Raw genomic sequence first — 23,783 nt, forward strand, 5'->3', positions numbered from 1 at the left:
TGAGTCAGTTGAGCTGGGGGTAGAGCGGTTTCAGATCGCCGCCCACCTGGCTGTAATGATTGATGGCTTTGCCGTGTGCCTGGTACAGGCGTGCGGCCCATTGGTGCTGCGGATAGCGAGTGAGAAAGGGCAGCACCCAGACCATCTTGTGCGGGCCGACTTCGCTCTGGCGCTCGGTCAGTTCCGCCAGGGTCTTGGGCTCCAGCGCGGCGCGCGCGGCAAAGTTGGCCAGGCCGGCGAGTTTCTCGCGCTCCTGCTCGGTGAGTGGGCGACCGTTATGTTCGGCAGCCTCCACCAGCAGCATCAGCGGCACCAGGGCGTAGTGGCTGTAGTCGGCAGCCAGGCGGCCGCGAGCGACCTCCAGGGGCAGGTACTGGTAATCGCCCTCGCCGGGGGTGAGCTGGGTGAAGGCGCGGCGCAGCGCGACATCGGCCCAGGCCAGGGCGCGGTCATCGTCGAGCAGCATGGCGGTGGCGGCCACGGCCCAGGCGGCCCAGTAGTCGTGGTTGTTGAAGTAGATGCCGCTGTCGTAGCGGCGCGGCTCGTACTCGGCCATCACCTTGGCCGACAGCTCGCCCAGCCAGCGCGCCTGAACGGCGCTCAACTGATAGCGCTGATCGCTCAGGGCCTGGACCTTGAGCAGTGTCGAGGCGATGGCAGCCAGGGCCCATTTGCGCGAGGCGACACCGGTCTTGCTGGCGTCGGCGCTGAGCAGCGCCGATTTGCCGGCCCAGGCATCGAGCCACTGGTTCAGGCAGGCCAGGGCGGTGGTGGCTTCATCGGCCTTGCGGGTGCGCTGGAACACCTGAGTCGCTTTCACCAGGCCGCCGATGTAGTGCTTGACCTGCTGGCGGATGCGCTCGGTGTCCTTGCTCTGGCGCGCCACCAACCGCGATTTGCTGGCGTCGCTCTGGTCGTACTTGCTGTCCAGTTGCAGGTGCCCGGTGTAGGCCGCAGGCGGCTTTTTCGGGCAGCTCGCGTTGCGGTAGTCGCCCGTCATCTGCGCCGCCACGTTCGGCGCGTGGTTGCTCCAGATCGACTGCGTGGCGCTGGCGCTCATGGAGCCGGCGAGCAGCACCAGCATGGCCGTCAGGCGGCCGGGCGACATCCTCACAGACATAGCTTGGTCTCGATCTGGAAGGGTTGCTCCACGACCTGGGTGGGTTCGAGCAGCACCGAGAGCAGGTTGGCGTCGCGGAACTCCGCAGCGCGGCTCAGCTCCAGGTAGTACTGGCCGCCGGTGACGATGGCCTCGCGGCGGAACCACACCTTGTCGCGCGTGCCGTTGTCGTAGTAGGTGATGATGTAGAAGTTCTTGATGTTGGGGTCGCTGATGCGGATGTCGAGCACCGCGTCGCGGCCCTTGAGGTCCTTGAGCTGCGCACCGGCGTTGCTGAGCAGTTCGAGACGATCGTTGAGGCCCATGGCCGGGCGTTCGAGACGCGCTTCGAGCAGGCTGTCGCTGGCCTTGCAGCCGCCGTTGACCGCCGGGATCAGCTGGCGGTACATCAGGTCGCCATCGAGGCGGTAGTTGGCCGGCAGCTCCCAGATGATCAGCTTGGGCGCCTTGTCCGGGGCGTAGTTGGACGACAGCAGGTATTCCAGCAGCGAGCCGTCCTGGCCCGCGCCGGGCAGGGCGTAGTTGATCAGGTCGCTGCTCAGGTACTGCTTGAGAAATCCGTCGAAGTTGAACTGCTTGGTCTCGTCTTCACGGGCGGCGGAGTTACTGGTACCGACCAGGACGATTTCCGGGTCGGGCTGGTCCTCGAACAGCAGGGCGGCGTCGTTGTCTTCCGGCACGGTCTGGTAGCCGGGCACGAACTGATAACCGAAGTGGTTGCCACAGATCGCCGCCAGGCCGAGGTTGAGGGTGCCGTCCTTGGACAGGGTCAGGGTTCGCTCGGTGGTGTAGCCCTTGCGCGGGAGTTGCGCGTAGACCGGGTGCTGGCGAATGGCGTCGGCAGTAACCCGGGCGGTGGCCTCTGCGCCTACCGGGGTCCAGTGGTGGTCGCGGCGGAAGAAGAAATCTTTCGGCGGCTGTTCCACCAGAGTCATGATGTCCGGGACGATGGCGCCGCCGTCACGCATCTGCTGCAGGAACTTGCGCAGGTTGGCGCTGGCACGCGCGTAGTCGAAGCCATGCATCTGACCTGGCTGCAGCTGGGCGCGATGCATCAGGCCGCGCGTCGGCTGCACGGCCACCGCCACCTGGGTGCCATGGCTGGCGAACGCACGCATCAGGCGGGCGAACTCTGGCTGCATGGCTGGCGGAATGCCGAACTCGTTGGTCAGGTCGACCTCCGAACGAAACAGCCAGCGATCACTCCCCGGCACGATCTGCTTGAGTGACTTCATGTTGCCTTCGGCATATTCCTCGGGCGCACTGAGTTGCGGGCAGATCAGGCATTGCAAATCCGTGCATTCATCGGTCTTTTCGCCCTGCGCCGCAGCGGAGGCGTTCTGTACGCCTGCTGCGATCAGGCTGCCGATGGCCAGTAGAAAATAGTGCTTCATGCTCGTTGGGATCATCGTCCGCTCACTTGTTTGGCCGGCCGTTCAGGGTTCATTCGCTGGGGTCGATGCTGTTGGCCAGGGTTATCGCGCGGTAGCCGTTGGCTGCGGGTAGCAGGGCATAGCTGTAGGAGCGGCCCTTTTTCAGGAACAGCTCGTCGAAACCGATCAGTTGTTCGCTGTCGGCATAGGCGGCGAAGGCGATCTTCAGCTCGTTGACCATGCGGCTGCCGGTCTGGTCGCGCTCGATGGTGTCGACCACCACGTGCTGCCCGTCGACGGTCTTCAGCGCTGCCGGCTTGTCGGTGAGGTTGTAGAAGGCGATCTGCGCCTTGCGTGGTTCGTTGACGAACTGGTCGGCGATCAGCAGCAGCTGGCCGTCGCGGTAGATCACCGTGCTGGCGGTGTTGGCCTTCAGCTCATGCTCGATCGCCTGGTTGGCCACGGCGATGCGCTGCTTGCCCGGCACAACGAAGCGATAGCCACCGAACTGCCCGCCGGTGACGACCTGGGGTTTGTTCTTGCCGCTGAGGGTGACTTCGATGTTGCGTTCGCTGAGGTTGAGTACCCGCACGAAAGCCGAGTTGGCCGGGGCCACCGGATCGTAAAGGTCGGCGTTGCCGTCCTGGGCTTGGGCGGCGGCGCTGGCGATCGTCAGCAGGATGATCAGGGCGCGGGAAATGAAGGCAGGCATGCGACGGTACCTCGGTCAGTGTTGGGCAGTGTCTGGCGTAGCCAGGGGCGAAGGAATCTGACGCTGGGCGAGCAGGGTGCGCAGGGGGAATTCCCAGATCACGGTCTGCAGCTCAGTGCTTTTCGCGGCTGGGCCGGCGAGAAACTCGTTCATCGACTGGAACGGGCCGCGGGCCTCCAGTGCGACGCTTACCAGGTCGCGCTGCAGGGCCTCTTTGAGAAAACCGACGAAGTTCCAGTCATCGATGCGTGTGTAGCTGGTGCCGACTAGCGCCAGTGACACGGCCTCTTCGCCGAACAGGCTGTCGGCGAGGTCGTTGCGGCTCTGCTGCAGGGTTTCGTAGAGCTGGATATGCACCGGCTCGAAATAGCTGGGCGCCAGCCTGGGGTCGAACTTGAGGTAGTTGAGCAGGTCGCCGGTGACTTCTTTTTCGCTGACCGCCTGGGTCAGGTAAGGGGTCTCGCCCTGCAGTTCAGGGAACTGCGCGGCCAGGGTTTGCGCTGCCAGTTCGGCCCCCCTCGGGCTCCAGTGGGTATCGTTACGCAGGAACAGCTGCTCATTGGCCGCCGCGTTCTGGTAGGCGCTGCGCAGGTCCACGGTGTCGATGCCGTGTTCGTGCAGGCGCTGGCTGAAGTGCTGGTACAGGTCGCTGATCGGCTGCGAGGGGGCATAGGTGGAATGTACGGCGTAGGTGTCCAGCTTCATCGGAATGGGCAGGACGATCAGCCGCGCGCCCTGTTGCGCCAGTTGCGCGCGTACCTTGTCGATCAGCACGAGCTGTCGCTCCAGGTTGCCCTCGAGGTCCCTGGGCTGCAGGTATTCCTGATTGGTGAACAACCAGCCGTCACGCCCCAGTACCACGCCGCTGGCGCCTTCACGAAAGATCGCGTGCTGGATGTTGGCCCACAGCTCGACGGACGGGTCGCGCAGGAACAGGCGCTTGTCGTAGAACTGCTCGAACTTGCGCACCAGTTTGCCGTCGAGAAACAGCGACACAGCCTGGGTCTGCGTGCCGGCGAAGGCGAACACCGTCGGCAGCGAATACAGGAACATGGCGCACAGCATCACGCAGAAGAGAATCCCGTTGATCTTGCTGGCCGAGTTCATCACCGGAAACATGGGGGCATCCTCAGAACTGGAAGTACAGGAAGGGTGAGAAGGAGTTCGCGGCCAGGCGCGTCAGCGTCAGCAGGAAGCCGACCCACAGCAGCAGGGCGCTGAAACCGCTGACGTGCTGCATGAAGTACTGGTCCTTGTGCGTGCCGGCGTAGTAGCGAATGTTGATGCCGCCAGCGATGACGATCCACAGCAGGGCGATCAGGGTGAAGGTCATGGTCATGGCGGAGGTGCCGAACCAGTAAAGGTCCAGCGAGCCGATGCCATTGAGGCCGATCAGCGCCTGATAGACCTGCAGCGCTTGCGGCAGGTTGCCGGTGAAGAACAGCGGCATGCAGGAAGCCAGCACGAACATGCAGCGGGCGTTGCGCCAGAAGTTGTAGGGCGTGTTGACCTTGGTGGCGATGCCCAGCTTACGTTCGAGCACCATGGCTATGCCGAAGAACAGCCCCCAGAAGATGAAGGCGAAGCTCGGCCCGTGCCAGAGCCCGGACAGCACCATGGTGATGACCAGCCCGACGAGCATACCGGTCAGGCGCTTGCGTACCAGCGGCATGTACACGTAGTCGCGCAGGAAGTCGGCCAGGGTCATGTGCCAGCGCTGCCAGAACTCGGTGATGCTCTGCGCGATATAGGGCTGGTTGAAGTTCTCGGCGAAGCGAAAGCCCATCATCATGCCCAGGCCGATGGCCATGTCGCTGTAGCCGGAGAAGTCGAAGTACAGCTGCAGGGCCGAGATAAACAGGCCGAACCAGGCGTCGGCCATCTGCAGTTCGCCACCGCCGCCAATGAACAGGGTATTCATCGGTGCCAGGGAGTCGGCGATCAGCACCTTCTTGATGAAACCGAGCATGAAGCGACAGGCACCCAGGGAAAACAGCTCCAGCGAGTGGGTGCGGTTCTTCAACTGCTTGTCGATCAGGCTGTAACGCAGGATCGGCCCGGCGATCAGTTGCGGGAAGAGGGCTATATAGGCGGCGAAATCGACGAAGCGATTGGTCGGCTCGGCATTGCGTCGATAGATGTCGACGATGTAGCTCAGCGCCTGGAACACATAGAAGGAGATGCCCAGCGGCAGGATGATGTGTTCCAGGGTGAAGGTATTGATGCCCAGCGGTTCCAGCACCGCCACCAGCACGTCGGCACCGAAGTTCGCGTACTTGAAGTAGCCGAGCGTGGCCAGGTTGCCGATCACGCCGACGGTCAGCAGGCGAAAGGCGATCTTCTTCTCGCCGGCATCGATCCGCGCCTTGATGCGCAGGCCGAACCAGTAGTTCCAGTACGAGATGGCGACGAACAGCAGCAGGAAGTCCGGACGCCACCAGGCGTAGAACAGGTAGCTGCCGAGCACGATCACGTACGAGCGCCAGTGGTCCTTGGCTATGTAGTAACAAAGCAGGAACACCGGCAGAAACAGGAACAGGAAGACGTTGGAGGCGAAGATCATGCTAGCGCTGCTCTCGGTCAGTAAGTCAGGGTTATGCCCAGCGTCAGTTGATAGTCATCACCGATTTCCAGCGCACTGCCGGCCTTGAAGTAGCTCAGGCTGGCCAGGGTGTTGAGCTGTACCCGCTTGCCGTCGTAGGCCAGCGGGAACATGCGCCAGTAGTGGTTGATGTCCAGCACCTGGCCCAGATGGGACGAGCCGGTATCGCGCACCACGCCTTCGGTGGTGGTGCGCAGGGGCAGCTGCGCCGAACGGTTGCGCAGATGCAGATCGCTGATGCGCAGATCCAGCGCAGTGCGGTCGGTGGGCTGGGTTTCCAGCACGATGCCGTAGAAGGCCAGGTTGCTCAGGTTGACGCTGACCAGGTTGCTGACCAGGCGACTGCTGTAGCTCAGCGGATCGTTGCGCCGGTCGGACTGGATGCGGTTGAGGGTGAAACCGTCGCTGCCGCTGTCGTCCGGGCGATCGGTGATACCACCACTGATGCCCACGCGCGGTGTCCATGGCAGCGTTTCGAAGCGCTTGCCGACATCCGCTACCACGGCCCAGCCGGTCTTGTCGCCGCTGTCGCGCAGGCCATTGTTCTGCGTGGTTTCCTGCCTGCCGTCGAGTGCCGCGACTTCCAGGTGGTAGTCGCTGACCAGCGAGGTCAGGTGGCGGGTGTCACCATGCAGGAATACGCCGTAACGCAGGCCGTCGAAGTCCTGGCGATCATCGGGCGAGCTGCCCGAGTAGTCGTCCTCGTGCAGCAGGCGCGCGCCGATCCAGTGATCGGCATGCCAGCGCCAGGCGTACTCGGCCATCAGGTAGCGAATTTTCTTGTCGCGCGGGTCGAGGCGGTTGTCGTCGGAGTTGTAGTAGTAGAACTTCTCGGCGATGGCGACGAAGCCTTTGCCGAAGCTGTCGTTGTAGTCCAGGCGCAGGGCTTCGATGCTGTCGTCCCACCAGATGCCGAAACGATCACTGAAGCGCTGGCGACCGAAAGTCGCGGAGAAGCGCGGGTCGTCGCCCAGCAGGTTGCGGCGTACATAGAACTCGCGGGCTTCGCTGTAGGCATGGCGCCGGCTCGACAGGTTCTCGTCGTTGCCCTCGTCGCTTTGCAGGGCATTCGGATCGGTGTCGTAGTTGAGCCACAGGCGGCCGAAGGCTTCCCACTTGGCCCAGCGTTGTTCGGGGGAGTACCAGCGATAGGACGGTTCGTAGCGCAGGCTGAAGAAGCTGCGACGGTCTTCGCCCAGGCGCGTTTCGTCCGGCCCGTAGCCGGTACGCAGGAACAGCTTGTGCGTCAGCAGCGAGGTGACCGGTTCCAGCTCGGGCGAGGCGATGCTGGTTTCGTCTGCGTGCAGCAGACCGAGCGGCAGGCAGGCGAGCAGCAGGGCTGCGCGGCCAAGGGTATTGGGAGCGCTCACAGTATGGATTCCTCGATAAGACGGTTGCCTTCGGCGGCGGCTATATCGCGCTGTTCAGGCGTGAGCCGGGTGCTGAGCGAGTGCATCAGATCGGTGGCGCGCTGGTCGCCCAGCTCGTGGGCGGCATAGGCGAAGCTGTAGGCCTTGCCGTTATCGCGGCAGATGGCGCGGCCGTAGGTATAGAGGCGAGCGATGCGCAGCAGGGCGTTCACCGAACCCTGGCGGGCTTCTGCCATGTACAGCGCCAGGGCGCGATCCTGATCGGGCTCGTCCAGCCCGCCCTGGCTGTACAGGTCGCCTTCGAGCAGCTGTGCTTCGGGGTACTGCTCGGCCTGCAGCTCGGTGATCAGGCGTTGGCTCAACTGCGGATCGAGGGTGCGCCACAGCACCATGTGCAGGCTGGCGCGCAGTGCCTTGATGCGCTGCGGGGTGATCGGGTTTTCCCGTTCGGCCATGCTCAGGGTCAGGCTCTCGCCCTGGCGTTGTTCCAGGCGCTGGATCAGGGCCAGCACCGGCTCCGGGCCGTAGCGGTCCGGTGCGGTCATGAGGAAGCTGGCTTTGCTCAGCATGGCCGGACCGAAATCACGCTCGATGGCGTTGTCCAGCCACTGCAGCACTTCGCGGTCGAGCTGTTCGACCAGGCTGGCATGGGCCTTCGCCTTGAGCTCGCGGGCCTGTTTTTCTTCGTCGTTCTGCGCGCGGGTGGTCGGGCGGTTGTTGTTGTAGGTGCTGATCTCGATGTTGCGGATGTTCGCTACCTGCTGGGCAATGCGGTGCACCAGGTCGACGGGCAGGGCGTTCATGCGCGGCACCAGGCGTTCGGCGAAGGCGCGAAACAGCACGTTGCGCTGCTCACCAAGAAACTCGTAATAGCGCTGCACGGCGCGCGGGTCGCTTTCCACGGCCAGCTGGAACCACTTCTCGGCTTCGCTTCTTTCACCGTAGCGGGCTGCCGCCACCGCTCGGTACAGCGGCGCGTGGCAGTAGATCAGGCAGGCGCGGTCATAGAGCTCGATCAGGCGGGTAACCTCGTCCTGCTTGAACAGCTCGGGGTAGACCAGGAACACCTCCAGGCGCGTGTCGACGGCGATGAAGTCTCGCCCAGCGGTAAAGCGGCTGAGGGCCTGACGCATGTACGCGCGATTGGCTTCGCGCCAGCGCGGCTTGTTGTCCACCAGCCGGGCGAGGGGGATCAGCGCGCCGATGTCACCGCGGCCATCGGCAAAGGCCTGCTTGAACAGGTCGATGGCCTGCGTGGTATTCGCCGGGCTGCGGCCGGCCAGCACTTCGCCGAGCAGGCGCGTTGCGCCCAGGTCGCCACGCGCGGACAGATGGCGCAGGTCTTCTTCGACCTGTGCCTGGCCGTCCTGAAACAGCGCATAACGGACCTGTTCGAGGCTGCGCGCCGCATGCGCCGAGCTGGCGAGAGCCAGCATCAGGGCAGTTGTGCAAAGAAGGTATCTGACCGGCATGGCGACCTCAGAACGTCCAGCGCAGGGGCAGGCCGAGCTTGAAGTCGACGGCCGTCGGCAATTGATAGGCGCTGCGCGGCAACGCCTGATCAGGCTTGATGGTCAGCTCGACCATCTGCCGTTGGTCGTCGACGCGGCTGGCGATGATTTCGCCGCTGTAGAGGGCGTCGCTACCCAGCACACGCATCTCGACCGCCCGCACGCGCTCGATCTTGTCCATGCGATCGAACGGCACGCTGGCCTTGACGTTCAGCGGCTGGTCCTGCGGCAGCAGATGCACCAGTTGCTCCTGCTTGTAGGCAAAGCCGTCCATGCGCGGGCGGGGGAAGTACAGGCTGCAGTCGCAGGGGCTGGCGATCACCGTCTCGACGGTCACGCGGCCGAGCAGGGCGGCTGCATCCTGATCGGAAAGGCTGGCCAGGGCGGCGATGTCCGTCGGGCTGGTCAGGCTGCTGGCCAGTTGCGTGGACACGCTGGCCAGCGGCTGGCCGGTGCTCACGCTGGTCTGCTCGGGGCCGATCAGGTACTTGAGGTTGCCGTTCTCCGGCATGCTCACCACGTAGGCATTGGCGCTGACCACCGCCTGTGCGGCCGGCATCTGGAAGAACAGCAGGTAGCTCTTGTAGAGGATCAGGCTCAGTGCCGCCAGGCCTGCGCCGAGAAACAGCATCGAACCCAGCGCCGCCTTCAGGCGTTCCGTGGGCGTGCGCGAGCTGGCCTGTTTGGTCTTGCGCTCCTTGATGTAGTTCTCGCGCTGCATCACGTTGAACAGGCCGTTGATGTCGGCGATGTCGCCGGACATGTAGGCCGAGATGATGTAGCGCAGGATGTCGCGCTTCTGCCGATCCAGTTCGACGAACTCGGCGCCCACTTCATGGCCGCGCTGGGAGACGATCTTCAGCTTGGTGTCGATGTTCAGGTCGATATTGTTCAGCTTCAGCTTGATCGAGCCCTGGAACAGGCTGCCGAGCTTCAGCGGCTGCTCGTGGGACAGACCGATGCCGCCCAGGGAGATGTCCAGGATCTCGCATTCCACGCCGTTCAGGCCGTGACCTTGCAGGCTGATGCGGGCGGGAATCTTGGCGCGGACGAACTGGCGCTCATCGATCGCTTCGTGAACAACATTTGCAGGTAAGACAGTGGTGCTACTCATAGCATTCGCGCCTTTACTTAAGGTTGCGTGAGTTCTAGCAGGACCGAAATGACCCCGAAGAAGATGGCAATGGAGGACAACAACATCGTCTTCGACGTCCATCGATTAAGGGCCGCATCGAAACTGACGCTGCCATTGCTGAGCGTGGTCTTTTGCCGGGTCCAGCTCTGCTGGTCCATGTGGAACATGGTGTAAACCTTCATCACCGAGCCGACGATCTGGTTGTAATACAGAACGAAGGGGTACATCGGATGCACCGGGTGCTTGGTGAAGAAGAACAACAGCGTTACCAGGGTGCGCGACAACAGCACCCAGAACAGGTACAGCAACAGGTACTGGATGCCGAACAGCAGGCCGGCCACCACCGAGGCGCTCAGACCCATCAGGCAGGTCCACATGGACACGCGCTGGTCGTACAGCACGTACATGGTGAACAGGCCCAGGCGGTCGAGGCCCAGCAGTCGGGTGGCGCGGAAGTTCTGCCGCAGCGAGTTGCCGTACCAGCGGTACATCAGTTGCCGGGTCGCGCGCAGGAAGCTGTTGTCGGGTGGATGCTCCACCGTCAGGGTGTGGCTGTCGGGCACGTAGAAGGTGTCCCAGCCGGCGCGCATCAGGCTGAACCAGGAGGACTTGTCGTCGCCAGTGAGGAACTGGAAGCGCCCCAGTCGCCAGTGATCGAGGAAGTCGGCTTCCACGTCCTTGATGAATTCCGGGTTGGTCATCACGCTGGCGCGGAAGAACGACAGGCGCCCGGTCATGGTCAGCACGCGTTTGCTCAGTGCCATCGAGCACATGTTGATGTGCCGCTGGACGAAGCGCATGGTGTGCCATTCCTGCATCAGCCGGCTGCCTTCCACCTCGCAGAACTCGTTGGTGGTGATGCCGCCGACGCTGGGCAGATAGGCGAACATGCTGACGGCGCGCTCGACGCAGCCGGGCAGCATCATGGTGTCGCCATCGACCACACCGACCACGGCGTTCTCCAGCGGCATCTGCCGGGACAGCGCACGAAAGGCATGCGCCAGGCCGTCGCGTTTGCCGGTGCCGCGGGCGCGTATGATGATCAGCTTGATGTCGTCGCGGTCGCGGACTTCCTGACGCATGATGTCCTTGATGAAGTTCTCGTCGCCTTTCTCCACGATCGAGGCGATGACGGTGCAGGGCACTGGCATCCGTTGCACTTCCTGAAACACCGACTGGTAAACCTTGAAGGTGGTGTGGGTCGGGATGCGGAAGCTGGTCACCACCATGAACATGTGTTCGGGCAGTGCCGCGGCCCCCATGCGTTCGACGGCCTTGCGCATCCGTGGGAAACGCCAGTGCAGGAAGTACATGCCGCGCAGGTAGTGAGTGGCGGCGTTGCCGTAACGCCACATGCCCAGTGCGCCGATCAGAAAAATGAATTTCTGATGCGACGGGTCGAGGTAGCTCGGGTCGACCATTTCCGAGGCAAGTGCGAGCAAGGCGATCAGGCATAGCCAACCGCACAGCTTGCCGAAACCGGATGAGGTGTCGACCCCATTGAATAACCTAGGCATGTGACGTGCTTCCTCCAGTGAAGCCGTGTACGAGCGTCAGCCGCTGTGACGCCGAAAGTCGCTAGCTGATCGTGGCGTCGGTGCGGCCGTAGACATCCTCGAAGCGCTCGATGTCGTCCTCGCCCAAGTAGCTGCCGGACTGGACCTCGATGATCTCCAGGGGAATCTTGCCGGGGTTGGCCAGGCGGTGAACGGCGGCGATGGGGATGTAGGTCGACTGGTTCTCCCAGAGCAGGAAGGTCTTGTCGTCACAGGTCACCCGCGCGGTGCCCGAGACCACGATCCAGTGCTCGGCACGGTGGTGGTGCTTTTGCAGCGACAGGCTGGCGCCTGGTTTGACCACGATGCGTTTGACCTGAAAGCGGTTGCCACTGTCGATGGAGTCGTAGCTGCCCCACGGGCGATAGACCTGGCAATGGTTCTGCGCCTCGGCGCGCCCGTCGCAGGTGAGGGTATTGACCAGTTGCTTGACGTCCTGCACGCGATCCTTGTGGGCGACCATCACGGCGTCCTTGGTCTCCACCACCACCACATCCTTAAGGCCGACCAGGGTCACCAGCTTGCTCTGGCTGTGAGCCAGGCAGTCCTGGCTGTCATGGATCACCACGTCACCAGAGCGGCTGTTGCCCTGGTCGTCCTTGTCCTGGACGTCCCACAGTGCGGACCAGGAACCGACATCGTTCCAGCCTGCCGCGAGCGGTACCACGCAGGCGCGATCGGTCTTTTCCATCACCGCGTAGTCGATGGAGTTGTCCGGGCAACACTCGAAGGCGCTGGGGTCGATACGGATGAACTGCAGGTCGCTCTTGCTGCGGCTGAGCGCCAGCTGGCAGGTGTCGTAGATGTCCTGATCGTGGCGTTGCAGCTCTTCCAGGTAGCGGCTGCAGCGGAACAGGAACATGCCGCTGTTCCAGACGTAGTCACCCTGCGCCACGAATTCGCTGGCGGTGGCCAGATCGGGTTTCTCGACGAACTGCTCGACTGACAGAACACCACCTGGCAGCCCGGATCGCTCGCCGGTCCTGATATAGCCGTAACCGGTTTCAGGGCGCTGGGCGGGGATGCCGAACAGCACCATCTCGCCCTGTTCGGCAGCCTTGCGAGCCACGCCGAGTGCGCTGTGGAATACCGGCAAGTCTTCGATCACGTGATCGGCCGGCAGAACCAGGAGCAGCTCGTCGCGGCCGGCGGCGAGCAAGTGCATGGCGGCGATGGCCACGGCCGGCGCGGTGTTGCGGCCGAACGGTTCCAGCAGAATCGTCTGCGCCTCGTTGCCGATAGCGGCAAGTTGCTCGCTGACGATGAAACGATGTTCCTCGTTGCACACCACGATAGGCTTGTTGATGCCCTCGATTGCCAGGCGGCCGAGCGTCTGCTGAAACAGGGTTTCGCTGCCAGTGAGGGCCAGGAACTGCTTGGGATATAGCTTGCGCGAGAGAGGCCAGAGTCTGGAGCCACTGCCGCCGGACAAAATCAGAGGAATCATGCTGTCACTCCTTGTAAACATCGATTCGGATCGTATGGGCAGTGAACTGGCGACACGCCATGACCAACCAAGCGGCACCTGACCGGTGCCGCCTCTGTTCTTGTTAGGCTCTGTACGAAAAGTGCCTACGCTCGGCGGCTTTTCGAAAAGGCCCTAGATTGCTGCTACCAGCAGATACCTTCCTTGTTGGCTTGGGTGGCATGCGCCATGAACCCCACGAGATCGACGATCTGTTTGTCGTCGCCGACGCTGTTCATGACCTCGGCGAAGCGCTGTTCGCCGTTGCCGATGATCAGCACGTCGGACTGCGCGACCACCTCGTCGAGCTCCTTGCACAGCAGCGAGGAAACGTGGGGGATCTTCGATTCGATGTATTCCTTGTTCGCACCGAACACCCGGGCGTACTCGACGTTGCTGTCGAATATGCGCAGTTCGTAGCCTTTGCCGATCAGCATTTCAGCCAGTTCGACCAGAGGGCTTTCCCGCAGGTCGTCGGTGCCGGCCTTGAAGCTCAGGCCCAGCAGGCCGATGCGGCGCTTGTCATAGTGGGTGACGATGTCGAAGGCCTTCTTCACCTGGGCGGCGTTGCTGCGCATCAGCGAGCCGATCAGCGGCGTTTCCACGTCCAGGCTGCCGGCGCGGTAGGAGAGGGCACGCACATCCTTGGGCAGGCACGAGCCGCCGAAGGCGAAGCCGGGCTTCATGTAGTACTTGGAGAGGTTGAGCTTGTGATCCTGGCAGACCACATCCATCACTTCGCGGCCGTCGACGCCGGCTGCCTTGGCGATGTTGCCGATCTCGTTGGCGAAGGTGACCTTGGCCGCGTGCCAGACGTTGCAGGTGTACTTGATCATCTCCGCCACTTCGATGGACTTGCGGATGATCGGGGCGTCCAGCTCGCTGTACAGCTCTTGCAGAAGATCGCCAGACTGTTCGTCCAGTTCTCCGATCACGGTCATGGCCGGGAAGTCGTAATCCTTGATCGCCGTGCTTTCACGCAGGAATTCCGGGTTGGTGGCCACGCCGAAATCGACACCGGCTTTCTTGCCGGACGCTGCTTCGATCAGGGGGATCACCACGTTCTTTACCGTGCCCGGCAGGACCGTACTGCGTACGACCACGGTGTGGCGTTCCTGCTTGTCGCGCAGGGCGGTACCGATCTGCTTGCACACCGATTCCATGTAGCCGAGATCGAGGTCGCCATTGCGCTTGCTCGGCGTGCCCACGGCAATGAAGGACAGTTCGCTGGCCAGCACTGCGGCACCCACATCGGTGGTGCCACGCAGCAGGCCGGAGTTGACGCCAGCTTCGAGCAGTTCGGCGAGGCCGGGTTCGACAATGGGGGACTTGCCTTGATTGATCAGGTCGATCTTGGTTTGCGAGACGTCGACGCCGATGACCTCATGGCCGCGAGCCGACAAGCAACCGGCGCATACGGCGCCTACATAACCCAATCCAAAGATGCTGATTCTCATAGGTCCCTCTCTCATATAAATGAGTTAGCCGGTTTGAATTGGCCAACATCCGTGTTCATTAAGTACGCCACTAAGATTGCGTAATGGTGACTGCAATCGAATAGGGGTGCTCGAATTGGCGCGGATACTAAGTTGGCTGTTTTGGCATTTCAAGCAAAACCTGAACCAAAAGTTTTGAATTGTTTTTTATTGTCAGGATTTAATTTTTTTATCAATAAAAACAAATACTTATATTTGCTGTTTTTTGGGCGCCAAAAAATAGTTGCAGCTTTTTAGTGTGTTATTTTTATGGCGCCATAAAAACATTATCTTTTGTGCTTAGTTGTATGGCGCTGCAGTAAGGTTCTGCTCGGAAGTTGTGCATGAGTGCGCTGTGCCGTGTTCAACGCTGGGAGCGGGAGTGCTGATTAGCCGTCATGCGAATAGACAGGGGAATTTCGAAGGGCGACAGCTTGCGTTGGAGAGCTGCTCCGCTCTGTGAGTCATGCCACGTAATTGAGGCTTGGCACAGTGCCACTGCCTGAACTACTCTCCGGTCACCGGGCTAACGAAGTGGCCAACAGGCAGGATGCCGACCCCATACACTTCGTTAGCTCGGTATTCCTTCCGCTGAGCAATGTGGCGCGAGTGGAAAAGCAAAGCCCTCCGCGAGAGGGCTTTGTCGTTTCTGCAAGACGCCTTGCGCGTCTGCTGCCTGTCAAGAGCATCCCTGCCGTCTTTCCATTCCCGCCCTAAGCATCGTTGCTGGTTAGCCTAGGCGATATCTGGCGTTTTGCCATGTATTCCAGGGAGGTTAGGCGTCAGCTGGTGCGCTGCACCTGCGCCTTGTCGGGTTTGGCGGCGATCAGGTGTTCTGGCAGGTCGAGCAGGTCGGTGTCGTAGGTCTCCAGCGGTGGCGGGCGGCGCTCGAAGCGGGCACCGAGTACCAGCAGGCAAGGTGTGAGCAGCAGCGTCAGCACGGTGGCGAAGGCCAGGCCGCCGGCGATGGCGCTGGACAGTTGCGTCCACCACTGCGTCGAGGGCGCGCCGAAACCAAGGCTCGGGGTGAGCAGGTCGACGTTGATGCTGAGCACCATGGGCATCAGGCCGAGGATGGTGGTCACCGCGGTGAGCAGCACCGGACGCAGGCGCAGGCTGCCGGTTTCCAACGCTGCTTCGCGCGGCTCCAGACCCTGGCGGCGCAACTGATTGTAAGTGTCGATCAGGATGATGTTGTTGTTCACCACGATGCCGGCCAGGGCGATCAGGCCCATGCCGACCATGACGATGCCGAACGACTGACCATTGACCAGCAGGCCTATCAACACGCCGGCGGTGGACAGGACGATGGCCGACAACACCAGTGCTGCCTGGTAGAGGCTGTTGAACTGTGTCACCAGAATGATCGCCATGAGGAAGATGGCGATGACGAAGGCGGTCATCAGGAAGGTGGCCGCCTCGCGCTGGTCGGCATCCTCGCCGGCGAACTTCACCTTGACCTCGGCCGGTACATCGCCGAGCGCTTCGCGCAACGCCTTGAGGCGTTCGTCCAGGCGCGCACCTTCGGCCAGGTCGGCCTGCAGGGTGATGGTGCGGTCGCCATCGACGCGGCGCAGGGTGCCGACCTTGGGCGCAGGCTGCAGGTCGACGAAGTTGCTCAGCGGTACCTGGCCGGCCGTTGTATTGAGGGTCAGGCGGCCGAGTTGGTCGAGCGAGCGCCAGTTGCCGGGCAGGCGCACGCGGATGTCCACTTCGTCGGTGGCATCTTCGGGACGGTAGGTCGCCAGTTTCAGGCCGTTGGTGATCATCTGCACGGCGTTGCCGACGCTGAGTACGTCCGCGCCGAAGCGCGCAGCGGCCTCGCGGTCGACCTTGATTCGCCATTCGATGCCGGGCAGCGCACGGTCATCTTCGATATCGGCGAAGCCGCCGAGCTTCTGCATTTCCCCGCGGATACGCTCGACCCACTGCTCGCCCAGTGCCGGGTCCAGCGAGCTGATCTGCAGCTTCACCGGCTTGCCGTCGGTGGGGCCCTGTTCCTGCTTGCGGAACTCCAGCACCACGCCGGGAATACCGGCGGTGCGCTGGCTCATTTCGGCGAGGATGTCCTTGGCCGGGCGGCGCTGATGCCAGTCGACGAACTGGAACTGCAGGGTGCCGATCACATCGGCACCGAGTTGGCCGTCCGGCTGCGCCAGAGAGCGCGCATACAGTGCCTTGACCTCGCGCATGCCCAGCACCTGGTTTTCCACTTGCTTGAGCAGGGCGTCTTTCTCCTGCACCGACAGGTCGCCACGTGCACGCAGCCAGATCTGTGCACTTTCCGGTTCGACGTCAGGGAAGAACTCCACGCCATGGTTGAAGCGGCCGTAGCCGACATAGATCAGCGCGATCAGCGCGAGCATGCCGAGCAGGGTCAGGCCGGGGCGCTTGAGCAGCTTTTCCAGCAGGCGGCGATAGGCACTGCCCGCGCGGCTGGCGCTCTGTGCCTGCGGCCGTGCCTGGCCGCCGGTGACGGCGCCGAGCACTGGCAGAAACACCAGGGCCATGGCCAGCGATGCCAGCAGGCAGAGAATCACCGTGGCCGGCAGGTACTTCATGAACTGACCGACCACGCCCGGCCAGAACAGCAGCGGCAGGAACACCACCAGGGTGGTGGCGGTTGAGGCGATCACCGGCCAGGCCATCCGTGTTGCGGCATTGGCCCAGGCCTGACGAGGCGTCTGGCCCTGGTGCAGGTAGCGGTCGGCCAGCTCGGAGACGACGATGGCTCCATCCACCAGCATGCCGGCCACCAGGATCAGGCTGAACAGCACGACGATATTGAGGGTGAAGCCGAGCATCCAGATCAGCAGGATGCCGCTGAGGAAGGCTCCGGGAATGGTCAGGCCGACCAGCAGCGCCGAACGCATGCCCATGCTCGCCACTACCAGGATCAGTACCAGGACGATGGCGGTGAGCACGTTGTTGAGCAGGTCGCCGAGCATGCTCTGCACTTCCTGCGACTGATCCATGATGTAGCTGACTTCAACGCCCGGCGGCAGCAGGGGTTTGGCCTGCTCCATCAATGCCTTGACCTGGTCGATGGTCTCGATGATGTTGGCGCCGCTGCGCTTGGCCACTTCCAGCACGATGGCCGGCTGGCCGTTGATGCGGGCGAAGCCGGTGGGGTCCTTGAAGGTGCGGCGAATGGTGGCGACATCGGCGAAGGTGACCACGCTGTCGCCGACTACCTTGATCGGCATGCGCATCACGTCTTCGAGGTCTTCGATGACACCGGGCACCTTCATGCTCATGCGGCCTGCGCCGGTATCCAGGCTGCCGGTGGCGACCAGGCGGTTGTTGCGGCTGACCAGGTTGAACAGCTCGTTGTAGTCGATGCCGTAGCTGTCGAGCACCTGGGGGTCGACGACGATTTCCAGCAGGTCCTCGCGGTCGCCGCCGATCTCCACCGACAGCACTTCGGCGATACCCTCGATGTTCTCCTTCAGGCGCCGGGCGATATACACCAGCTCGGTTTCGGCAATCGGCCCGGACAGCCCCACCGACAGAACCGGGAACAGCGCCACGTTGACTTCGGTGACGGTCGGCTCGTCGGCTTCTTCTGGTAGCTTGCTGCGCGCGGTATCGACCTTTTCGCGCACATCGGCCAGCGCCACCTTGGCGTCGAAGCCGGCGTCGAACTCCAGGGTAACCGAGGCGTGCCCTTCGCTGGATACCGAGCGCATTTCCTTGACGCCCTCGAGACTGCGCAGCTCCTGCTCCAGTGGACGCACCAGCAGGCGTTCGCCGTCTTCCGGGCTGATGCCTTCGAGGGTCACCGAAACGTAGATGATGGGAATGACCACGTCCGGGTTGGATTCCTTGGGCATGGCGATGTAGGCCACCAGCCCGCCGCAGAGCAGGAACAGCAGGACCAGGATGGTGGTACGGCTACGGTCGAGTGCAGCAGCGATCAAGGCGTGCATCTCAACTGCCCTCGGCCGCGAGTTGCGTGCGTACCTGCTGACCGGGCTGGACGAAGCCCTGGCCGAGGGTGATCAACGCTACCTTCGGCGGCAGGCCGCTGACCCAGGCGCCCTGGTTGTCGACGCTGATCAGTTGCACTGGGGTGAACTCCACGCGCTGCGCCTCGTTGACCCACTTGACGCCGTGGCGGCCGCTTTCATCCAGGCTGAGCAGGGCAGGGGACAGGCGATGGGCCATGGCTTCGCCGGTCTGGATGTGCAGGGTGGCGCTGGCGCCGGCCAGGCGCAGGCTGTCTGGGTTGTCCACCTTGACCTCGATGCGGAAGCTGCGCGAGCCGGGGTCGGCAGCTGCGGCGATAAAGTGCAGTTCGCCTTGCAGTGTACGGCCATCGAGCAGTTCCACTTTTACCGGTTGGCCCAGTTCCAGCTGGGTGACCTGCTGCTGGGCAATCTGTGCGCTGACCTTGAGGCGGTCGATATCCACCAGGGTCAGCAGACTCTGGCCGGGCTGGACGAAATCGCCCAGCTCGACCATGCGCTGGTCATAGATGCCGGCAAACGGCGCCTTGATCTTGGTGTTGCGCAGTTGCAGACGGGCACTGTCGAGTTCGGCGCGTGCCTTGGCCAGCTCGCTTTCCAGGCGCATCAGCTCGTTGGCCGAAACCAGGCTGCGTTCGCGCAGGCGCTTGGCCGCGGTGACGTCGCTCTGACGCTGGCGCACATCGGCCTCGCTGCGCGCGACCTGGGCCGGGCGGTCGTCTGGCGAAATGCTCAGCAGCAATTGATCGGCTGCGACGCGGCTGCCCTTGTCCTGATCCAGGTTCTGTACGCTGCCGCTGACCTGGGCGCGCAGTTCCACTCGGCGCCAGGCTTCGACCTGCCCTTGCACCACATGTTCGCGCTGCATGGGTTGGGCTTCCAGCCATTGAATTTCGACGCGCGCCAGATCGTTGCTGGTGGCGGGTTGGTCGGGCTCGACATCGTCGCGAGCGACGAAACGCTCGCCGCTGAACAGCCAGGCCAGCAGCAGAACTGCGATGACGATGGCGATGATCCAGGGACGCTTGCTGAGTTGGGCGAACATGTGGGTTTACTCGCTGAGTGCAGGCGCTGCATGCAGCGCGGCGGCCTGGCCTTGCAGGCCGGCAATGATGAAATCGGTGACGCGCTGGAAATAGGCATCCAGCTCGATGGGTTCGGCCCAATGGGCGAAGCCGCCGGAGGCGATACGGGCCATCACGCCATTGACGCAAGCCTCCACGCCCCACAGCAGGCGTTGGCAATCCGTGGGGGAGAGTGTCAGTTCGCTGAAGCTGCCTTGCAGCAGTTGGTTGAACAGGGCCATGTACTGACCTTCCAGCTCGAGGAACTGTTCACGGTAGGGCGCGTCCAGGCGTTCCTGAAAGGCGGGGCGGTCGCACAGCAGGCAGAGCTGGGCTTGCAGTGGGTCGGCCAGCAGTTGTTCGAAGGCGCGGCGAATCACATGGCGCATGGCTTCGCGAGGCGGAGCCCGGTTCGCGGTCTCACGCAGTTCGCTCAGATGCTGGCGCGAGCAGTCCAGCACCAGGCGCGCGTAGAGCGCCTCCTTGCTGGAGAAGTGCTTGTACACCGTGCCCTTGCCAATGCCGGCGTGACGGGCCACCTCGGCGATGGTGACGCGATCCCAGGATTGCTCCTGAAACAGCTGGCGAGCGGATTGCAGCAGGGCGTTTTCCCGCTGCTGGAAAAGTTGATCCTGGTAGCGCATGGCGGTTCCGGGTTTTGTGACCGGTGGTCATGCTATGACTGTTGGTCACGGCGCAGCAAGACGGGAGTTGTAACAAGTCAATTGGCGGACTAATGCCGATCAGATGAGGTTCCCCAGTGCGCTGCGTGGCTTGGGGGGAAACCGATACGCGTGGCCTGTGGCACTGCGCAACTGTAGGAGTCGGCTTGCCGACGATGCTTTTCTTCAGCTGGACTGATGATTGCCAAAGCGTGGATCGCCAGCAAGCTGGCTCCTACACACTCACCTTCACCTGTTTAACTGACTGAGATTTTGGCGTTGCGCCTCTGTCTTGGTCGTCGCGGGGCGCTGCGCCTGCAGTACCGTCGGTTTTGTAGCGGCGCCTAGCGCGCCACGCTGACGCCTTCGAGGCTGGCGAAGGAGGTGTCCTTGGCAGTGAGCAGGAAGTCGCGCATGAACGGCGCGTCGAGCATGTCGGTGCGGATCGCCGCGTAGAGCGTGGCGAACAGCCCTTTTTCGCCCAGGCGCTTGGCGCTGACGTAACCGCGCGAGCTGTACTCGTGCAGTGCCCAGTTGGGCAGGCCGCATACGCCACGACCGCTGGCCACCAGTTGCATCATCATCACCGTCAACTCGGAGGTGCGCACCTGGGCCGGCTCGATATCGTTGGGTTCGAGAAAGCGCGTGAAGATGTCCAGGCGATCGCGTTCCACCGGGTAGGTGATCAGGGTTTCCGTGGCCAGATCCTGTGGCTGGATGCAGGCCTTGTGCGCCAGACGGTGCTGTTTGGCCACGGCGAGCATGGCCTCGTAGGTGAACAGTGGCACATAGGTGATACCGGCCAGCTCGATGGGGTCTGACGTCACCACCAGGTCCAGATCGCCTCGGGCCAGGGCGGGCAGTGGGGCGAAGGAGAAGCCCGAGGCCAGGTCCAGCTCCACTTCCGGCCAGGCATCGCGGAACTGATCGATGGTCGGCATCAGCCACTGGAAGCAGCTGTGGCATTCGATGGCCATGTGCAGGCGACCGGCAGTACCGCCGGCCAGGCGCGCCAGATCACGTTCGGCGCCGCGCAGCAGGGGCAGGGTGGCATCGGCCAGTTGCAGCAGGCGCAGGCCGGCGCTGGTGAAGCGCACCGGCTTGGTCTTGCGTACGAACAGCTGCAGGCCGAGGCGTTCTTCCAGCTCCTTGAACTGGTGCGACAGCGCCGACTGGGTCAGGTGCAGGCGCTCGGCGGCCTCCACCAGGCTGTCGGTTTCGCGCAGGGCGTGCAGGGTTTTCAGGTGGCGTAGCTCGAGCATGGCGGGTCTCTGCGAGGAGTTCATTCATCCAATGTCGTGGCCGGATGAAAATCGTTCATACAGCCTACATGAGTAAATCTATAGATCAAGGCGAAAATCTTGAGTTTGTCTCACTCGGCATCGATGCCGAGAATGTCGCCATCTCGATTGATTCTGGAGTTTCACGACATGGCCCTGTCCCATTCCCTCGGTTTCCCGCGTATTGGCCGCGACCGCGAACTGAAAAAAGCCCTCGAAGCCCACTGGAAAGGTGAGTTGGACGAAGCCGGCCTGCGCACCGTTGGCCAGCGCCTGCGCGCCGAACACTGGCAACTGCAGAAGGATGCGGGCATCGACCTGCTGCCGGTGGGTGACTTCGCCTGGTACGACCAGGTGCTCGGTCATTCCCTGGCCTTCGGTGTGATTCCCGAGCGTTTTCGCCCGGCCGATGGCAAGCCGACGCTGGATACCCTGTTCGCCATGGCCCGTGGGGCCGTTGCAAACAAGAGCGGTGGCACTTGCTGCGGAGGTGCCCACGCCCAGGAAATGACGAAGTGGTTCGATACCAACTACCACTACCTGGTGCCGGAATTCAGCGCGGACCAGCAGTTCGCCCTGAGCTGGGAGCAGTTGTTCGAGGAGGTGGATGAAGCGCATGCCCTCGGGCACAGCGTCAAGCCCGTGCTGATCGGTCCGCTGACTTATCTATGGCTGGGCAAGGCCAAGGGGGGCGACTTTGACAAGCTTGAGTTGCTTGAAAGCCTGCTGCCGGTCTATGGCGAGATCTTCCAGCGTCTGGCCGCACAGGGCGTGGAGTGGGTGCAGATCGACGAGCCGATTCTGGTGCTCGATCTCCCGCAGGCGTGGAAGAACGCCTTCGAGCGCGCCTACAACCTGATCCAGCGCGAACCCTGCAAGAAGCTGATCGCCACCTATTTCGGCGGCCTGGAAGATAACTTGGGCCTGGCCGCCAACCTGCCGGTCGATGGTCTGCATATCGACCTGGTGCGTGCGCCGGAGCAGTACCCGACCATCCTCGACCGCCTGCCCGCCTATAAAGTGTTGTCGCTGGGTGTGGTCAACGGGCGCAACGTCTGGCGTTGCGATCTGCAGAAGGTGCTCGAGGTGCTGCGTCACGCTCACGAACGCCTGGGCGAGCGGCTGTGGGTTGCACCGTCCTGCTCGCTGCTGCACAGCCCGGTGGATCTGACGCGCGAAGACAAGCTCGATGCCGAGCTGAAAGGCTGGCTGGCCTTTGCCGTGCAGAAGTGCCAGGAGGTTGCAGTGCTTGGCAAGGCCCTGGAGGCGCCGGAGGATTCCGTCGTACAAGCCGCACTACAAGCAAGCCGGGCGGTGCAGGCCGCCCGCGCTGCATCGACGCGCATCCACAAACCCGAGGTGCAGGCGCGCCTGGCAGCGACCCGTCCGCGTCATGCCCAGCGCCAGTCGCCATTCGCCGAGCGCATCGAGCGGCAGCGTGAGTGCCTGCAACTGCCGTTGCTGCCGACCACCACAATCGGCTCATTCCCGCAGACCTCGGCGATTCGCTTGGCGCGGCAGTCGTTCAAGCAGGGCAAGCTTAGCGCTGCCGAGTACACCGAGGCCATGCACAGCGAAATTCGCCATGCGGTGCAGGTGCAGGAGCGCCTGGGCCTGGACGTGCTGGTGCATGGCGAGGCCGAACGCAACGACATGGTCGAGTACTTCGCCGAGCAACTCGACGGCTACGCCTTCACCCGCTTCGGCTGGGTGCAGAGCTATGGTTCGCGCTGCGTCAAACCGGCGGTGATCGTCGGTGACCTGAGCCGGCCCAAGGCCATGACCGTGGAGTGGATCACCTACGCCCAGGGCCTGACCGACAAGGTGATGAAGGGCATGCTGACCGGCCCGGTGACCATGCTGATGTGGTCGTTCCCGCGCGAGGATGTTTCCCGTGAAGTGCAGGCCAGGCAACTGGCGCTGGCGATTCGTGATGAGGTGGTAGACCTGGAAGCAGCCGGCATCAAGATCATCCAGATCGACGAGGCCGCGTTCCGCGAAGGGCTGCCGCTGCGCCAGGCCGCCTGGCAGCACTATCTGGACTGGGCCACCGAAGCCTTCCGCCTGACCGCCAGCGGCGTGCGTGACGAAACGCAGATCCACACCCACATGTGCTACAGCGAGTTCAACGATGTGATCGAATCCATCGCGGCGATGGATGCCGACGTGATCACCATCGAAACCTCGCGTTCGGACATGGAATTGCTGGAGGCCTTCGAGAAATTCGCCTACCCGAACGAAATCGGCCCGGGGGTGTACGACATCCACTCGCCGCGCGTGCCCGACAGCGCCGAGATGGCCGGGCTGTTGCGCAAGGCGGCACGGCGTATCCCGCTCGAACGGCTGTGGATCAACCCCGATTGCGGCCTGAAAACACGTGCCTGGCCGGAAACCGAGGCCGCGCTGGTGAACATGGTGGCCGCAGCCAGGCAGTTGCGCGCCGAGCTGGCCTGATTCCCGCCAGTCGCGGCTGAAGCCCCTCCCACGGTT

At 63.0% G+C, this 23,783-nt stretch carries 16 protein-coding genes; 1 reads left to right on the forward strand and 15 read right to left on the reverse strand.

Features of this window, described 5'->3' with window-relative positions; translation table 11 throughout:
• Positions 1 to 4 precede the first annotated feature (4 nt).
• The 15 genes from GV002_RS06315 to metR form a co-directional block, all read right to left on the reverse strand.
• Positions 5 to 1,120 carry a polysaccharide lyase gene (locus GV002_RS06315; RefSeq protein ID WP_178094610.1) on the reverse strand — a complete coding sequence of 372 codons (1,116 nt, stop codon included), beginning with the start codon at positions 1,118 to 1,120 and terminating at the stop codon, positions 5 to 7.
• On the reverse strand, positions 1,111 to 2,514 hold the full coding sequence (locus GV002_RS06320) for an alginate O-acetyltransferase AlgX-related protein (RefSeq protein WP_160017548.1): 1,404 nt from the start codon (positions 2,512 to 2,514) through the stop codon (positions 1,111 to 1,113). Before GV002_RS06320 ends, GV002_RS06315 begins: the two co-directional genes overlap by 10 nt.
• Before the next feature lie 49 nt (positions 2,515 to 2,563).
• Positions 2,564 to 3,205 carry an alginate O-acetyltransferase AlgF gene (locus tag GV002_RS06325; protein ID WP_160017549.1) on the reverse strand — a complete coding sequence of 214 codons (642 nt, stop codon included), beginning with the start codon at positions 3,203 to 3,205 and terminating at the stop codon, positions 2,564 to 2,566.
• Between the two features lie 15 nt (positions 3,206 to 3,220).
• Positions 3,221 to 4,324, reverse strand: a complete 1,104-nt coding sequence (locus tag GV002_RS06330) for an alginate O-acetyltransferase (RefSeq protein ID WP_160017550.1) — start codon at positions 4,322 to 4,324, stop codon at positions 3,221 to 3,223.
• 10 nt (positions 4,325 to 4,334) lie between these two features.
• Positions 4,335 to 5,768 (reverse strand): MBOAT family O-acyltransferase, encoded by a 1,434-nt coding sequence (locus tag GV002_RS06335; RefSeq protein ID WP_160017551.1) that lies wholly within the window; start codon positions 5,766 to 5,768, stop codon positions 4,335 to 4,337.
• Between the two features lie 17 nt (positions 5,769 to 5,785).
• Positions 5,786 to 7,177 carry an alginate export family protein gene (locus tag GV002_RS06340; RefSeq protein ID WP_160017552.1) on the reverse strand — a complete coding sequence of 464 codons (1,392 nt, stop codon included), beginning with the start codon at positions 7,175 to 7,177 and terminating at the stop codon, positions 5,786 to 5,788.
• Positions 7,174 to 8,613, reverse strand: coding sequence for a sel1 repeat family protein (locus GV002_RS06345; protein WP_178094614.1), 1,440 nt, complete (start codon positions 8,611 to 8,613; stop codon positions 7,174 to 7,176). The genes GV002_RS06340 and GV002_RS06345 overlap by 4 nt, the downstream gene beginning before the upstream one ends.
• A gap of 43 nt (positions 8,614 to 8,656) precedes the next feature.
• Positions 8,657 to 9,802: a PilZ domain-containing protein gene (locus tag GV002_RS06350; protein WP_160017554.1), complete on the reverse strand. Its 1,146-nt coding sequence runs from the start codon at positions 9,800 to 9,802 to the stop codon at positions 8,657 to 8,659.
• Positions 9,803 to 9,819: 17 nt separating this feature from the next.
• Positions 9,820 to 11,340: a glycosyltransferase gene (locus GV002_RS06355; protein ID WP_160017555.1), complete on the reverse strand. Its 1,521-nt coding sequence runs from the start codon at positions 11,338 to 11,340 to the stop codon at positions 9,820 to 9,822.
• A 61-nt stretch (positions 11,341 to 11,401) separates the two neighbouring features.
• Positions 11,402 to 12,826 (reverse strand): mannose-1-phosphate guanylyltransferase/mannose-6-phosphate isomerase, encoded by a 1,425-nt coding sequence (locus GV002_RS06360; RefSeq protein ID WP_160017556.1) that lies wholly within the window; start codon positions 12,824 to 12,826, stop codon positions 11,402 to 11,404.
• Positions 12,827 to 12,990: 164 nt separating this feature from the next.
• Positions 12,991 to 14,301 carry a GDP-mannose 6-dehydrogenase gene (gene algD / locus GV002_RS06365; protein ID WP_160017557.1) on the reverse strand — a complete coding sequence of 437 codons (1,311 nt, stop codon included), beginning with the start codon at positions 14,299 to 14,301 and terminating at the stop codon, positions 12,991 to 12,993.
• Positions 14,302 to 15,101: 800 nt separating this feature from the next.
• Entirely contained in the window at positions 15,102 to 18,248 is a 3,147-nt protein-coding gene (locus tag GV002_RS06370) for an efflux RND transporter permease subunit (protein WP_160017558.1), read from the reverse strand.
• Position 18,249: 1 nt separating this feature from the next.
• Positions 18,250 to 19,332, reverse strand: a complete 1,083-nt coding sequence (locus tag GV002_RS06375) for an efflux RND transporter periplasmic adaptor subunit (RefSeq protein WP_160017559.1) — start codon at positions 19,330 to 19,332, stop codon at positions 18,250 to 18,252.
• A 6-nt stretch (positions 19,333 to 19,338) separates the two neighbouring features.
• Entirely contained in the window at positions 19,339 to 19,995 is a 657-nt protein-coding gene (locus GV002_RS06380; RefSeq protein WP_160017560.1) for a TetR/AcrR family transcriptional regulator, read from the reverse strand.
• Positions 19,996 to 20,357: 362 nt separating this feature from the next.
• Complete coding sequence (gene metR, locus GV002_RS06385; protein ID WP_160017561.1) at positions 20,358 to 21,275, reverse strand: transcriptional regulator MetR; 918 nt, start codon at positions 21,273 to 21,275, stop codon at positions 20,358 to 20,360.
• Between the two features lie 168 nt (positions 21,276 to 21,443).
• Here metR and metE point away from each other — a divergent pair, with 168 nt between their 5' ends.
• Complete coding sequence (gene metE / locus GV002_RS06390; RefSeq protein ID WP_160017562.1) at positions 21,444 to 23,747, forward strand: 5-methyltetrahydropteroyltriglutamate--homocysteine S-methyltransferase; 2,304 nt, start codon at positions 21,444 to 21,446, stop codon at positions 23,745 to 23,747.
• Positions 23,748 to 23,783 lie beyond the last annotated feature (36 nt).

Origin of the sequence: Pseudomonas sp. 8O (assembly GCF_902506495.1) — a bacterium.
In the GTDB taxonomy this organism is placed as follows: Bacteria; Pseudomonadota; Gammaproteobacteria; order Pseudomonadales; family Pseudomonadaceae; genus Aquipseudomonas; species Aquipseudomonas chaetocerotis.

Bases quoted from the DNA above. Each gene is read 5' to 3' on its own strand.
- GV002_RS06315 (WP_178094610.1), bottom strand. From the start codon at position 1,120: ATGTCTGTGAGGATGTCGCCCGGCCGCCTGACGGCCATGCTGGTGCTG.
- GV002_RS06320 (WP_160017548.1), bottom strand. From the start codon at position 2,514: ATGAAGCACTATTTTCTACTGGCCATCGGCAGCCTGATCGCAGCAGGC.
- GV002_RS06325 (WP_160017549.1), bottom strand. From the start codon at position 3,205: ATGCCTGCCTTCATTTCCCGCGCCCTGATCATCCTGCTGACGATCGCC.
- GV002_RS06330 (WP_160017550.1), bottom strand. From the start codon at position 4,324: ATGTTTCCGGTGATGAACTCGGCCAGCAAGATCAACGGGATTCTCTTC.
- GV002_RS06335 (WP_160017551.1), bottom strand. From the start codon at position 5,768: ATGATCTTCGCCTCCAACGTCTTCCTGTTCCTGTTTCTGCCGGTGTTC.
- GV002_RS06345 (WP_178094614.1), bottom strand. From the start codon at position 8,613: ATGCTGGCTCTCGCCAGCTCGGCGCATGCGGCGCGCAGCCTCGAACAG.
- GV002_RS06350 (WP_160017554.1), bottom strand. From the start codon at position 9,802: ATGAGTAGCACCACTGTCTTACCTGCAAATGTTGTTCACGAAGCGATC.
- GV002_RS06355 (WP_160017555.1), bottom strand. From the start codon at position 11,340: ATGCCTAGGTTATTCAATGGGGTCGACACCTCATCCGGTTTCGGCAAG.
- GV002_RS06360 (WP_160017556.1), bottom strand. From the start codon at position 12,826: ATGATTCCTCTGATTTTGTCCGGCGGCAGTGGCTCCAGACTCTGGCCT.
- algD (WP_160017557.1), bottom strand. From the start codon at position 14,301: ATGAGAATCAGCATCTTTGGATTGGGTTATGTAGGCGCCGTATGCGCC.
- GV002_RS06370 (WP_160017558.1), bottom strand. From the start codon at position 18,248: ATGCACGCCTTGATCGCTGCTGCACTCGACCGTAGCCGTACCACCATC.
- GV002_RS06375 (WP_160017559.1), bottom strand. From the start codon at position 19,332: ATGTTCGCCCAACTCAGCAAGCGTCCCTGGATCATCGCCATCGTCATC.
- GV002_RS06380 (WP_160017560.1), bottom strand. From the start codon at position 19,995: ATGCGCTACCAGGATCAACTTTTCCAGCAGCGGGAAAACGCCCTGCTG.
- metR (WP_160017561.1), bottom strand. From the start codon at position 21,275: ATGCTCGAGCTACGCCACCTGAAAACCCTGCACGCCCTGCGCGAAACC.
- metE (WP_160017562.1), top strand. From the start codon at position 21,444: ATGGCCCTGTCCCATTCCCTCGGTTTCCCGCGTATTGGCCGCGACCGC.